This window comes from Leptolyngbya sp. UWPOB_LEPTO1, from assembly GCF_017302695.1.
In the GTDB taxonomy this organism is placed as follows: domain Bacteria; phylum Cyanobacteriota; class Cyanobacteriia; order Leptolyngbyales; family Leptolyngbyaceae; genus Leptolyngbya; species Leptolyngbya boryana.
This window is the reverse complement of sequence record NZ_JAFLCJ010000016.1, coordinates 23,757-37,490: the sequence shown is the minus strand read 5'-3', so window position 1 is coordinate 37,490 and position 13,734 is coordinate 23,757. Positions and strand designations below refer to the sequence as shown.

Genomic DNA, 13,734 nt, shown 5'->3' with positions numbered 1-13,734 from the left:
CGTGGAAAGGACACTTTGTCAAAATATCGCATGGTTGGGACATCATGGCACAAAGCCAGTAATACGGTCATGTTCCAACTTGGGACTATTTTTGGACTGACGATACAACCAGGTTCAAATCCGCATTATCGTTCAGTCCAATCCAGTACTTCAATTCAATTTAAAATGGCTCAATCCCTCTCTTAATTTGAGATTAAGCTTGCCTTCAAGCTCACGCTGGCGAACACTAGCCCGCAAGAACATGAAGCAACGGCTGGTCAAACTCATCGACAAAATCCTGCTGAGGAAGCGCTCCATCATTGAGACCGTGAATGACCAACTCAAGAACATTTGCCAGATTGAGCATTCGCGCCATCGCAGTGGTTGGAACTTTCTCGTCAACTTGTTGGCTGGCTTGATTGCCTACACCTACCAGCCGAAGTTACCTGCACTCGACTTACAGCCCAAAGGCTTACCTGTTCTCCCTTCTGCCATCTTCTAATCCGTCGAACTGACGTTAAAACTTAATTCTGGTTTTTCTCTGGCTTGAGTTGGACTAAATTTTCCGACTCTAATACTTGTCGCTGCCGATTGCTCAAGAAGAGATAACCTTCAAGACTCAAACCATCGTAGAGCCTGTAGAATTTTGCGCCTGAAACTGTTTTGGCGATCGCTCGATCGAGAAAATCAATAAACGCTGGATCGAGCCAATCGCCATCGAATTTAAGTTTTGTGCTGTAGCGAACGCCTTTCACAACAAAAGACTGTCCTGCACTCTGCTTGTCATAATCAAATTCGTTAGAAATCTGTGTGGGTTGAAAAGCTCCACGAGACGCAGCAGCGAATCTTTGCGTTAGAGCTTGATAGGGATTTTCAAGGTTTCCAGTTTCCCAATCGAACGCAATGAGCAAATTATCAAAAGCAGCAAACAGTTCATAAGACGAGTTGATAAATTGGCGCGAAATTTTCTGCTTTCCGGCTGTGATTTGTTGCGGTGTGAGGTGAGAAAGTAAGCCGATCTCTTCAATCCTATTGAGAATTGAATCGATGCGATCGCGATTGAATACTGAACTGTGATCCTCTAAGCCAATTGGTAAATATGAGTTAACCCATCTCTGTAATTGTTTTGCTTGCTTCTCTGTAAGTACGAGAACCGCGAATCGTGAATAATCAGGTCCAAAATCGCCGAAAAAACCTAGGGTATACACACGATATGGCGACTTTTGATCACGTAGAATCTTGTTGAAAAGTTGAACAAATTCTTCGTCATCAATCATTCCAAGGAAGCCAGCACCTAGAGGCTCAGGGGCAGAAGAGTAGCTAGCAAATTCATATTTTTTGCCATTGACCTCTGTTGATATTAAAGCATTTTCATCGGAATTATTAAGAAGTTGCAATTTGAAAGTTACTTGGCTGAGGCTGGATGCCCCTACCCTCGTTAAAAGTTGAGCAACATCACGATGAATGTGTGGGAAATAAATGTTTGGATCGCGTGAGTAGTCTGCGAGATTGAAGATCCTTGTATTTTCTAGATAGTGAACAATCGCATATTTATCTTCTACTTTTCCGGCATCAATATCGATGAGCAATTTCTTGCGATTGTCCTCAGTGATTAAGCCCAACTGTTGCAGATCATCCAGAAATGGTCGAATCTGGTCAGGTTCTAATTTTTCATCACTAGGCATCCAGTATGCAGCAAGACTAAAAAGCTGGAAATCAACCTTGATTTCTGAACCAATTTTGCCTTGAAGTCTTTGATAAATACGATCGCTAATTGCACCCGATTCTTTTAGCCGTTGTGCGATCGTCTTCAAGCGATTGATTTCCGTCTCACCAAGCTCACCGATAAAACGATACTGGATGATAGCCCCAGGTTGGGGTTGATTTGGGTTGAATCGACGTTCAGCCTGTTTACTAAGAAGTTGTAGGAGAGTAGAGCGGTCAAGTACTTGACCTTGATTAATCTGCTGAACCACAGCTTGATACTCCTGCTCTGTCAGAATCTCGTAGTGACGGAGAGTTTGAGCAGTTTCGCTGAGCGTTGGTTTCTGAATCATACTGAGGACACTAGGTTGAGGTGGCAGATTCAATGACTGAACCGAGGATGTACAACTAGAAAGCGACAATAGCAATAATCCAAGTCCAACTGTTTTGGCTGCAAGAGTATAATTCAGCACTGAATTTACAAATCGCGGATTTTTCTTACTTTACACAGTTCAAGCTAGCTCTTCATCTGACTTTTTCTATTTTTTATCAAAAATATATACAGAAGTGAGGTCAGCATGTTTATCTCAAAATATTCCGTTGAAGATTGGCAGGGGAATCGAAATCATGGCTCAGCTAGACCTGCTCAGACTTGGGACGAAATCGAACGGCAATTCGATCGCTAGATGAGCATCACAAAACGCCAGTCACTCTAGAAACAGAGGATGAAACACATCTGGCAGTCGGCGGAGGGCAAGGAAAGTATCTCGTGTATTTGACGTTTGATAATGAAAAATTTCACTATTTGAGCGATTCATCCAAGCAGGACGAACAAGAAAATTTAGTTGTGGGCGGGCAATCAGGGCTTTATCCTGCCAAATACTGTGTGACTCTTACAACAGCTTTGAAGGCGGCTAAGACATTTGTCGAATTTGGCGTGATGGAAGCAACGCTTCATTGGAAAGGGGAAGAGGCATTTGAACTTGTGAGTTGATTTTCATCGGTCGGCTTCGTTATCTTTATCTACAGCGTTTGCCTGATGTAGAAAAATGTCGATCGATTTAATTGTCTTCAGCGTCACGATTGATCCAAGTGCGATCGCGGGAGCTTGTCTTTGGGCGTTGGCGCTGTATTTGGGATTTTCACCTGTCGGGGATTGGGTGATCGAACAGTTAAATCGTTGGTTTAACTATGCCGAACGATCGCTGTATTCGTCGATCGAGGAATTTGAACGAACGAGAGCAGCTAGAGAAGCTCAAAATGCTTTTTATGCATCAATTCTGAGCATTCTTCCTTTTTTGGGAGCAGGCGCGCTGTGTAACTTTGGCGTTGAAGCAGGTTTAGGCAAAAGTTGGGCAATTAGCGTCGGAATTTTAGCCTGTATGGGATGTGGAATTTACGAATTAGGTCGGCGCGATGGTCAAAAATCAGATTAATTCTTGATGAATTTCAATGCCTCGACGCTGCATTGCGCGATCGAACAATTCAGTAGGCAATGCTTGCTCGATCGCCCAAACTCCTGGTTTTTTCAATTCACCAGAGAGCAGCATTTCTGCAACCGTTCCCGTCCCAATTCCTGCCGAAACCGCAGTATCCAAGTGCGTCAAGGTTGAAACACAGCGAGTCGGTTGACCGTTCTTTTCTCCGGTCACTTCCGATCGAATTGCCACCCCAATGCCACTAAAACGATCGCTCACATCGGTCATAAAATGGCTGACATAAGATAAAAACTCGATCACGGCTTTCGTTTGCAAAAGCTTCGGATGCCACCAGCGAGCCACGCTCCAAGTCAGATAGTTATAAAACTGGGGAACCGTGGCGAATTTTGTAACCACTGTTTTCACTGGAAACGTATCGGGAAGCGTAAATGCTTCTGGCATATCAAACCAGTAAACGCCGACTTTGCCGTATTTCGGGAAGTCAATCACTTCTCGATCGCTATAAGGCTTCACCGTTTTCCAATCGCCATCGATCCAAGCTTCAAACGGACGCTGTAATCCAAGAAATGTCGTTCGCATCACCGTGACACCTGCACCCCCAGAACCTGCGACCACATAACTTAAATGAATTTTCTCTGCATGATCAAGCTGTTCAACATCACGCCGCACCATGCTATTAGAAATACCAGGGAAAATACCTGTGTTAATCACAGCCGTCACATCAGCAGATTCAGCATTGGCACGGTATGCTAATGCCTTGCGCGTGAAAGAAGGATGGTCACTGACATCAATATAGTTAACGCCTTCGTCAATGCAAATTTGCAAGACGCTGGCATCGCGATAATGAAACGGTCCGGCACAATGAACGACTAGATCGGCTTGCGAAACTGCCGCTCTCAGGTCTGAGGGAGCCGTTAAATCGATCGCTTTAAATTGAGCGCGATCACCCAATTGCTGACAGATTGAGTTGCCTGTAACCAGATTGCGTCCAGCGATCGTAATGTTGGCTGAGGTATGCGCGATTAGGTCTTCGGCAACTTTACTCCCGATGCGCCCACTGCCACCGAGGATCAGAACTTGCTTGGTCATGAGGCTTCATAACATCTCCGCTTTTCATTGTAGGAGAGATGAGGCACGTCACGTCTCTGCTTTTGAGGGTAGAAGAAACGATTTGTTAGCAACCATGCAATGCAGAGTGCTGGATAAGCCGTCGATCGCTGAATAGGTCTTTCTTTGGCGCAAAAATTCATCCAAAAGACTTCTTAGAAATGATTTTGCAGAGTTCATGAAATTTAGAAGATGCAGAGCGTTTGATTGAGTCCACCCCAGCGATCGTAAAGAGTCAGCAATTCATCTGCCATGCGATCGCGATTAAATTTCTCGATCGCAGTGCGTCTTGCATTTCGTCCTAGCTCTTGTCGCATCTGCGGATTCCGAATCAGTTGAATCAAAGCTTGTGCAAGTGCTTGAACGTCTCCAGGCGGAACTGCGATCGCATCTTCATAATTGTTGACCAATTCTGCAGCTCCTCCCGCATTTGCGACAATCACTGCTTTTCCAAATGCCATCGCTTCTGCAATCACTAAGCCGAAAGGCTCTGGTTGAGTACTTGCATGGACAACAATATCTAGGTTTTCATAGATAGAAACTGTATCTGGCTGAAATCCAACAAACTCAACAACCTTTTCTAGCCCTAGCTTTGCAACATTGGTCTGTAGTTCTTCTAGCGAAAACTGTGAGCCTTGGGTGCTGTAGATAGGCGCACCGACAATCTGAAATTGAATCGACATCCCTCGAATTTCCGACATCACTTGTGCAGCAGCTTTCAGAAAAATGTCATGTCCTTTCCAGCGTGCAAACGTCGCGACTAAACCAATCCGTAAAACCGGCGATCGCTTTCCTTCAATCCGAAAGTATTGATGATCAATCGCTGGATAAATCACTTCAATCGGGACTTGCATTAAAGCTTGAGCATCATTTTTCACGGCCTGAGAAAGCGCGATCGCTCCAGTTGCAGATCGATTCAACCTCTGGAGAACTTTCGCCATAATTGGGCGCGTACTATAAAAATCTTGAATATGCCAGATCACTGGGCAATTGAGCTGACCGAGTAATCCAAGTAAAGCATGAGCCTTAACTCCGTTTGAGTGAATCAGATCCGGTTGAATTCTGCGAATGAGTTGCTTTAATCTTTTTAAGTAGCTGAGAATAGCACTTAGCGATCGCATAATTTGTAAGAATGTTTTGGCTTTCTTAGCAAATCGGAATTCTCCTTTGAGATGGCTATCTCCAATCCGACTCATCACAGTAGGCATCGATAGACAAATCACTTGCACACCAAGCGCCTCTGCTGCCTCAATCAAAGCACCCGATGATCCGACAATCAAAGTAATCTCAGCATTTGGTTGCCGCGATCGCAAAGCCGCGATCGAACTCAGTAAAATTCGCTCTGCACCACCAATAAACCCAACTTGATTAAAGAACAGTAGCTTCATCGTGCTCCTAATTGTAAGTAAGCTTGAGTAATGGCTTTCGTGTGAGTTTGCCAAGAGTATCGGCTGGCTTGAGCGAGTCTCAATGACTTCTCTGGTGTTCGTTGCCCGACTAATACCGCATCTACCGTTTCTACCCAATTAGCAATCTCACCGACTGGGCAATAAATGGCTGCTTCTCCCCCCACTTCTCGCAACACAGGTAAATCGCTGACAACTGCGATCGCACCACAAGCTAACGACTCAATCACAGGCAAGCCAAAGCCTTCTGCCTGACTAGTGACGAGAACAGCCGCAGATCGACGATAAAGTGCAGCAATTTCATGAGTTGACAGGTTATGAAACTGAATCAGACGAGAGCGAATCTCTAGACGATCGAGTTGTTCATTCTGCTCTGAAGTCCAGTCTCCGCCGACTTTGACTAATCGCAAATTGGGATGTCGATCGCGCAACTGTGCAAACACATCCAGCAAAACATCAATTCGCTTCCGAGGAATACAGCTTCCCACATGCAAAATGAACGGAAAGTCTGCTAGTTCTGGAAACAGCGATGGTGCTGTCTCAATCGGAGAAAACTCTAGAGAAATGCCATAAGAGGCTTGGATTAGACGATCAGGGTTGACTAACTGATAATGTTCAAGTTGCTGTCGAACCGAAGCCGTCGAATAAAAGACGATCGCTGCTTTTTGCAATCCATCTAAAATTCGCTGAGACATTGCTCGATACCAACCGGGTCGAGGTTCCTGTCCTGGTTCAATCAGCGATCGAAATGCATCAATATCATGACAATACACTCCTGTTCGCTCTGCGGGAAGCTCGTGCACTAACTGAGCATAGCTATGATCACACACATGAAAAATATCAAATTGCGATGCTAGCCTTTTCACATAGTTTGGATAATCCCAAAAGCGATTCAGTAAGCGATCGCTATTAAAGGCAACTTTTCGACCTCTTAACTTCGGAATACGAGCCACTCGATGATGAAAAGGAGGACGGATCGGATCAAGTTGCCATCTGCGATCCATCCGCCAATGGCTCAACAGCATTTGAGCACAGAGATCCATACTGTGCCATTGTTCTTCGGGATAGTCACACAGTAAAGCAGCACGCATGAATTTAACCTTTTACTCCCAGCTTTGCTAAAGTCTCCACACCTGTCTCTGCTGGAATCAGTAAAACATCTTGCAAAGTGGGTGTGATGGTTTGGACGGGAATAAAGCGATCTCGCCCGATTTGCTGATAGAAGTGATAGTTCCAAGACGAGAAAAATTCTGCAACATCTAGGAAAGAGTAGCCAAACTGCTGACACCAGTCAGGGTTAAACTCACCATAGATAATCGGGCGATGAGTCGCTAGAAATTTTTGTCCGCCTCTGAGAAACTCAAGTTCGGCTCCCTCAATATCTACCTTGATGAAATCGCAGGTAGTAATATTGTGCGTCCGCGCAAGTGCATCTAAGGTTGTGATTGGGGCTGAACAATTAGATTCAACAACCGTTGCTGTATTGCCTTGACACAGAACAGCATTTCCTGTTGTTGAGAGTTCATCTGTCCCTTTACTCAGGTGAAGTTGAATCCATCCAGTTTGATTGCCCAACGCAGTTTGGAGTGGGAAGACTGTTTCTTCTAGATGATTGAGTTGAATGTTATAGACTAAACGATCGTAGTTTGGGGACACAGGTTCAATTGCCCAAAGCTTACCGCCTAATGTCTTCAGTTTTCGACCTAAGGAAATTGAGTAAAAGCCAACATTCGCACCAACATCTAAAACAACGCTCTCTGGCTGCAAAATTGAAGCAAAACGTTTTAGCAGCCCTCCGTCATAATCTCCGGCAAAAAAAGATCTTTGTTCGGTAAAGCTTCTCAAATCGATGCGCATTAAACTTCCATCTCGAAGCTTAACTTCAACCAGACAGTCTTGCTCATTCTGATAGTCCGTCAGCAATGGAATGAGGACTGGAGCCAAACGATATTTTCCTCGAAAGTAAGGTAAAGCTCTAAGCGGTGCCGCAATTGAATTACGAACAATAGACCTAAGCATTTTCAGCATCCTCTCGACTCTCAACAGTATCTACTTTCTGCAGTACAACACAGATTCGGTAAGAAGTTTGACCATAATCGATCGAGTCATCCCAATTGGCAATCCGCTCAAATAATTGGCGAATGGGATGCTCACTTAAGTTCTTTCGATAAAAGAACCAGCTCAACCAATCCATCAGAGGATACAGAAACAAGCCGCCCCGCCTGACGGTGATAACTTTCCAACCTGAACCTGCAATTGCGATTAATTCTTCCAATGTGAAATGCTCATGCCATTCAACTTGACAACCCCGACACTCATATACACTATCGCGGAGTCCACGTTGAACCACCCAGCGATAAAGCGTTGGTAGACGATAGCGAATGTTGTTCGAGTCCATCCAGGCAAACCAACCCTGATGTGGAGTACTTAAGATTAGCTGTCCGTCCTGTCTCAGTACTCGTCGAATTTCTTGCAAGCTGATCACTCGTGATTGAGCTGGAATATGTTCTAAGACTTCCAAGCAAGTGATACAGTCAAAGGATTCTGCAGCAAAAGGTAAATCTTCTGCTGACGTATGATGCAGATCAATTCCAGGTAGTTGACGTTGTGCGATCGCAAGTGCGGTTTCATTAATTTCAACCCCTGCAAGCTTCAATCTCGGCATTGCTTGCTGACAGGTTTTGAGAAAAGCACCAACATTACAGCCTACATCTAAGAGCGATAGACTTTCCGGGCGAATCCAAGTGGTTGCTTGCATCGGTTTGATTAGTAAAGTGAGATCAGCGGATTACTTCTTTCTAAAATCGAGTCGAAAAACTCTAAATGTTGTCGTGCAACGACTGACCAGCTATAGGTCGAATGTGCCCTATCGAGTCCTTTTTTTGAGAAGACATTTCTTTGGTCTGGATCATTCAACAACATCGAGATTGCCTGTACCCAAGCTGTCTGATCCTTTTCTTTAACAACAATCCCAGCATCGCCAATCACATAAGGAATTTCTCCACTATCACTGCCAATCACTGGCACTCCGCTGGCAAATGCTTCAATGAGCATTCTGCCAAATTGCTCACGCCAGTTTTTTGTCGTCTGGCTTGGCGCGCAAAGCAGATCCATCGCATTCAGATATTGCGGAACTTGATCATGTCTCACGGTCGTACAGACACGCACTCGATCGCCATAACGCGCACCCCAAGATCGTAAATCCGCTTCCATCCCTCCCGTGCCAACAAACAGAGCACGCCAAGGCTGCGAAATTTGATCGAGCGATCGCATCATTAGCTCTAGCCCTTTCTCAGGTACAAACCGCCCTAAAAAACCAATCACAGGCACATCTCCTGTGTCCCATTCCAACTGCTGTCGAACCTTCTGCCTTGCGGCAAGATCAGGTGCAAATAGTTCCACATCAACGCCATGCGGAATATGTCGAGTTGGCAGATCATAGTGACGACGCTGCTTTAGTGTATTTGCGACGGTCTGACCTGCATAAATCCAAGCTGTCGCACGTTGCATCGAATAGGTTTCAATCCAATTGAACGGGGGTGGATAGGACTTTGGATTGTTCTGGCAGGTGAAATAGACAAGTGGCGTTTTAGGCTGAGTCCATCGTGCAACCTGCCCTCCTGACATCACATAAGGCTCTTGCCAGCAATGAACTAGATCCCACTTTTGCTGAAGAATTTCTCGGAGGCGATCGTGATACATCATCAAATGGGTTGACTGTTGCCAACGCATCGAAACTCCCTCTAGCACACAGCGATCGTCTTGATCTTGCCGAAGTTGTAAAGGTCTTAAATCGCCTTTTAATGCTAAAGGTGAAACGATCGTAATATCCCAGTCTGATCCACTAATGCGCGCCATCTCATTGGCGAGGCGGCGATTGAGCGGAACAATGTAGGAATGTCCAATGGTCAGGAGTTTACGAGAAGAAAACTGCATTCACTTGCAAAATTTAAGGTAAAACTAAGGCTCGTCGATCGCTGGTTTAATCACACTGAACTATCTAATTTTTATGCAATTCTACCCACCGTAGAAACACTCAATCTAAATTCTAATTCTGCAAAATCACAGCAATTTTATGCAAACTCTCAAGGAAATAATCACGATCGTGCCGAAGTTGCCGCCAGAGATCGATGGATTAGGAGACTATGGTTTTCGGCTGGCTCAACAGCTTTTCGCGGATTATGGAGTACGAACTCGCTTTATCGTAGGCGATCCAAATTGGAGCAGTAATACGCTTTCTCACTCTTCAACGGTTTCAGTAAGATCACCGCAAGCCCTATCCGCATTATTACCTCCTCTAGATCAGGTCGTTTTTCTCCACTATGCAGGACATGGGTATGCGAAACGAGGCTGCCCATTTTGGTTAGTTCAAGCGCTCACAGAGTGGTGCAAGATGGGCGGACGCTTGATAACAATGTTTCACGAACTCTATGCCACGCGTCCACTTCTAAGTAGTGCATTACTAACATCACCTCTACAAAAGAAATTAGCGATTCAGTTGATGCAGATCAGCGATCGGGTTTTCACAAATCGCCAATGCTACGCTGAAAAGATTCAAATGCTCAGCCATCATCGAGAGGTTACAACGCTCCCTGTTTTCTCCAATATTGGAGAGATTACCCACCCGATACTGTTGCAAGCGCGATCGCGAGAATTAGTGATCTTCGGCAGTTCCAGTACGCGCCAGCGAATTTATCAGCAGACATCACTGCTCAAGCGAATCTGCCAAAGCCTAGAAGTTCAGACGATTCTGGATATTGGAGCGGATATCAAACTCAAATCTGATTTGCCGATTCGTCAACTCGGAATTCAACCCGCAGAACAGATTAGTCAGATTTTGAGTCGTGCGAGCGCAGCAGTAGTAGACTATCCAATGGATTCCTTAGCAAAATCAGGTATCTTCGCGAGTTATTGTTCGCATGGTCTTTTACCGATTGTTATCTCATCTCGCTTGCATAATCAAGACGGGCTTGAAATGAATCGTCATTACTGGCTAGCAAATTGTAAGTTAGATCTCAATCAGGCACAAGCGATCGCAACAGCAGCATATACCTGGTATCAAACTCATTCTCTGAAAGTTCAAGCTCAATCGATCGCTCAATCCTTAGAATTATTTATCAAACTCTAGCAACGGCTAAGTGCTGCCAATGCGATCGCAACTGCACGCCCCCTGAATCCCGGAGCAGAATATTTGGAGTCTGTAAACCTGGCAAAACCTCTATCTGCCAGCATCCAGGTAAATAGTCCAAGATTCTGCCAGACTCCAACCGAGCAACCAGATCAATCAGATAGCGACCTGGCTGAAGAGGAAGGTTTTCTAACTGCATTTGAATTGTGCCAGTATCTTGTGAGAAGTTCCAGAAACGACCAGACACTTCACTATCGAGAGTCATCAGTCGAGTTCCTGCAAGTGAATTGAAGCCGATTCCAAATGCAACTTCCTGAATGGGTCGGTAGGCTTCGTACTCAAGTTGAATCGTCAACGTCTCTCCATACAAAATCTCTCGACCCTGATTGAAGGTTATGGCTAACAGTCGCAGTTTATCTTCGGCACAATACTTTCGCTCTGCTGTGCGAAGATCAATAACTGGATTGGTAGACTGAAACGTAGAGCCTAAGTATTGATCAGCCACGGTGCGAATTGAGCCAGATAGGACAATCTGCCCATCTCTAAGCCAAATGGCTTGATTGCAAAGGTTCTGCATCACAGCAATGTTATGGCTGACAAATAAAACAGTTCTGCCTTCTTCTGCAACTGTATCCATCTTGGTTAAGCACTTCTTTTGAAACTGTGCATCTCCAACTGCTAGCACTTCATCCACAATCAGAATTTCTGGTTCTAAGTGAGCAGCAACAGCAAATGCAAGCCGCACATACATTCCAGAGGAATACCGCTTGACAGGCGTATCTAAAAACTTCTCAATTTCTGCAAACGCAACGATTTCATCAAACTTGCGTTGAATCTCGGCTTTGCTCATGCCGAGAATCGCGCCGTTGAGAAAGATATTTTCACGTCCTGTCAGTTCAGGATGAAATCCAGTCCCAACTTCTAATAAGCTCGCAACTCGTCCCCGCAGGCGGATCTTTCCGGTTGTCGGTCGAGTAATTCGACTCAAGAGTTTCAGTAAAGTAGATTTTCCAGCCCCGTTGCGCCCGATGATGCCGACACGATCGCCTTGTTGAATTTCAAATGACACATCTTGCAGTGCCCAAAATTCCTCGCGATCGCGAGAAGATTGAGACGATCGGGTCAAAGGATTGAACACTGAGCGCGCACGCTTGACGAGTACGTCTCGCAACGCCACATAGTGCTCTCCTTTCTGATGCCGCAGCATATATTTCTTACCGAGATTTTCAACTCGAATTGCTGGGCTAGACATGCATCAAACTCCTTTTCATCAATTCTCAACGTCTAGAAAACTAAATGATATCTGCGAAGGATTCTTCCATCTTGCGGAAATAGCGGATTCCGCTAATCAGCAGCAGCAGCACCAAGGTTAGAGATGTGATAAATCCAGGTAAATGCAGTGTTGCATTTTCACCCAAAATCGCCCAGCGAAATCCATCTATCACGCCGACCATCGGATTGAGTGAATAGAGCCAGCGCCATTGTTCTGGGACAATATTACTGCTAAATCCCACAGGCGACACATACAATCCAAATTGAACGATAAAAGGAACAATATATCGAAAATCTCGGTACTTCACATTCAATGCTGCTAGCCATAACCCTGCACCAATCGCAGCAGCAAAAGCAATGAGAATAAAAGCCGGAAGGGTCAGAATCCGCCAGTTGGGCACAAAGTTATACCATGCCATTAATCCTAGCAAGACCATTCCGGAAATCAGGAAGTCTACAAAGCTGACAATCACACTGCTCATCGGAACAAGCAGCCTAGGAAAGTAGACTTTGGAGAGCAGATTTGAATTGGCAGTTAAGCTATTGCTAGAGTCGCTTAGAGCATTGGAGAAGAACTGCCAAGGCAGCATTGCAGAGAACACAAGAATCGGATAGGGCACACCTTGAGCGGGAAGTTTTGCTAATCCACCAAAGATCACTGAGAAAACGATCATGGTTAACAAGGGACGTAACAGCGCCCAAGCAATGCCGATCGCAGTCTGTTTATACCGGACTAAAATATCTCGCCAAGCTAAGAAATACAGGAGTTCACGGTACTTCCACAAATCTCTCCAATATTGTCGATCGATGCGCCCCGCTTCCAGCGTTAACTCTTCTAAGTGCATTTCTGTTGATTCCTGATTTAGAGCAAGTTATATTTTCAGCAGGATTACGGACTGAGATGACTGAATCATTCAATCAGCGAGTTCGTATAAAATCGCCTGTAGAATTACTAGATTATTCAGTTAAATAATCGATTGTAGTGAATCGTATAGCTTAATTCGGTTGAGCGAGTTCCAATCGGCTTTGCTGGAATGCCCCCAACGATCGTAAAAGCTGGAACATTGCGCGTCACAACAGCACCAGCGGCAACAGCACACCCTTCGCCTAACGTTACGCCTGGCAGGATCATAGCGCGTGTCCCAATAAACACATAGTCTTCAATCACAACAGGGCGTACTTGTCCTAAGAATTCAGAGCACTGCAAGTTATGATCTGCGGTCAGAATACAAACTTCAGCAGAAATAGAGACATTTCTACCGATCGTGACTCCACCCCGTGTGTCGATACGACATTTCTGATTAATCACCGAATTATCGCCCATGATAAAACCATTTTTGGCATCAAAGCAGGTTCCTAAGAAAATAAAGCTCCCTTGCCCAATCCGGAATCTCAAAAAATGCCGATAGTAGAACAGCCGCAGATGATGAGAAGGGAGCTTATTAAGAATATGATTTGCAACATACAAAACTGCTTCTACTGCAATGTACTTCAACCCAATCAAGAACTTAAAGGCGGTTTTCTGAAAATCTGGGGCTAAAGCAACCATGATATTGGTAAAAGAAGAACACTTTCGGTTTAATACTGCATGAAAATTTGAACAGTATCTTTTTTTTAGGATTTTAGAGTACGTTATATTTTCAGCAGGATTACGGACTGAGATGACTCATCATTCAATCAAGAAGTGCGTGTAAAATCG

General features: G+C 44.8%; 13 protein-coding genes and 1 pseudogene. 4 read left to right on the top strand and 10 right to left on the bottom strand.

Features of this window, described 5'->3' with window-relative positions; all coding sequences use genetic code 11:
- Positions 1–223: 223 nt before the first annotated feature.
- Positions 224–481: pseudogene (locus J0L70_RS21960) on the top strand (transposase); the annotation flags it as partial.
- A gap of 22 nt (positions 482–503) precedes the next feature.
- Here the strand turns inward: J0L70_RS21960 and J0L70_RS21955 are convergent.
- Positions 504–2,156, bottom strand: coding sequence for a hypothetical protein (locus J0L70_RS21955; RefSeq protein WP_287455860.1), 1,653 nt, complete (start codon positions 2,154–2,156; stop codon positions 504–506).
- A gap of 179 nt (positions 2,157–2,335) precedes the next feature.
- Between J0L70_RS21955 and J0L70_RS21950 the strand changes: the two genes are divergently transcribed.
- Positions 2,336–2,677 (top strand): Imm1 family immunity protein, encoded by a 342-nt coding sequence (locus J0L70_RS21950; protein WP_287455859.1) that lies wholly within the window; start codon positions 2,336–2,338, stop codon positions 2,675–2,677.
- Positions 2,678–2,732: 55 nt separating this feature from the next.
- A complete protein-coding gene (locus J0L70_RS21945) occupies positions 2,733–3,119 on the top strand; it encodes a hypothetical protein (RefSeq protein ID WP_190652688.1) in 387 nt (128 codons plus the stop codon).
- Here J0L70_RS21945 and J0L70_RS21940 read toward each other — a convergent pair.
- From J0L70_RS21940 to J0L70_RS21915, 6 genes are all read right to left on the bottom strand, one after another.
- On the bottom strand, positions 3,111–4,211 hold the full coding sequence (locus J0L70_RS21940; RefSeq protein ID WP_190652687.1) for a saccharopine dehydrogenase family protein: 1,101 nt from the start codon (positions 4,209–4,211) through the stop codon (positions 3,111–3,113). The genes J0L70_RS21945 and J0L70_RS21940 overlap by 9 nt on opposite strands.
- Before the next feature lie 203 nt (positions 4,212–4,414).
- Complete coding sequence (locus J0L70_RS21935; RefSeq protein ID WP_287455858.1) at positions 4,415–5,617, bottom strand: glycosyltransferase family 4 protein; 1,203 nt, start codon at positions 5,615–5,617, stop codon at positions 4,415–4,417.
- Entirely contained in the window at positions 5,614–6,726 is a 1,113-nt protein-coding gene (locus J0L70_RS21930) for a glycosyltransferase (RefSeq protein WP_287455857.1), read from the bottom strand. The genes J0L70_RS21935 and J0L70_RS21930 overlap by 4 nt, the downstream gene beginning before the upstream one ends.
- A 4-nt stretch (positions 6,727–6,730) precedes the next feature.
- Positions 6,731–7,654, bottom strand: a complete 924-nt coding sequence (locus J0L70_RS21925; RefSeq protein ID WP_287455856.1) for an FkbM family methyltransferase — start codon at positions 7,652–7,654, stop codon at positions 6,731–6,733.
- A complete protein-coding gene (locus J0L70_RS21920; protein WP_287455855.1) occupies positions 7,647–8,393 on the bottom strand; it encodes a class I SAM-dependent methyltransferase in 747 nt (248 codons plus the stop codon). Before J0L70_RS21920 ends, J0L70_RS21925 begins: the two co-directional genes overlap by 8 nt.
- A gap of 8 nt (positions 8,394–8,401) precedes the next feature.
- Positions 8,402–9,571, bottom strand: a complete 1,170-nt coding sequence (locus J0L70_RS21915) for a glycosyltransferase family 4 protein (protein WP_287455854.1) — start codon at positions 9,569–9,571, stop codon at positions 8,402–8,404.
- Positions 9,572–9,710: 139 nt separating this feature from the next.
- On the opposite strand from J0L70_RS21915, the gene J0L70_RS21910 reads away from it, so the two are divergent.
- On the top strand, positions 9,711–10,763 hold the full coding sequence (locus J0L70_RS21910; RefSeq protein WP_287455853.1) for a hypothetical protein: 1,053 nt from the start codon (positions 9,711–9,713) through the stop codon (positions 10,761–10,763).
- Here J0L70_RS21910 and J0L70_RS21905 read toward each other — a convergent pair.
- The 3 genes from J0L70_RS21905 to J0L70_RS21895 form a co-directional block, all read right to left on the bottom strand.
- Positions 10,753–12,015, bottom strand: a complete 1,263-nt coding sequence (locus tag J0L70_RS21905) for an ABC transporter ATP-binding protein (RefSeq protein ID WP_268243214.1) — start codon at positions 12,013–12,015, stop codon at positions 10,753–10,755. The genes J0L70_RS21910 and J0L70_RS21905 overlap by 11 nt on opposite strands.
- Positions 12,016–12,055: 40 nt before the next feature.
- The gene (locus J0L70_RS21900) at positions 12,056–12,880 is read right to left on the bottom strand and encodes an ABC transporter permease (protein ID WP_017289223.1); all 825 of its coding nucleotides are present in this window, start codon (positions 12,878–12,880) and stop codon (positions 12,056–12,058) included.
- Between the two features lie 116 nt (positions 12,881–12,996).
- A complete protein-coding gene (locus J0L70_RS21895; RefSeq protein WP_017289222.1) occupies positions 12,997–13,584 on the bottom strand; it encodes an acyltransferase in 588 nt (195 codons plus the stop codon).
- Positions 13,585–13,734: the final 150 nt, after the last annotated feature.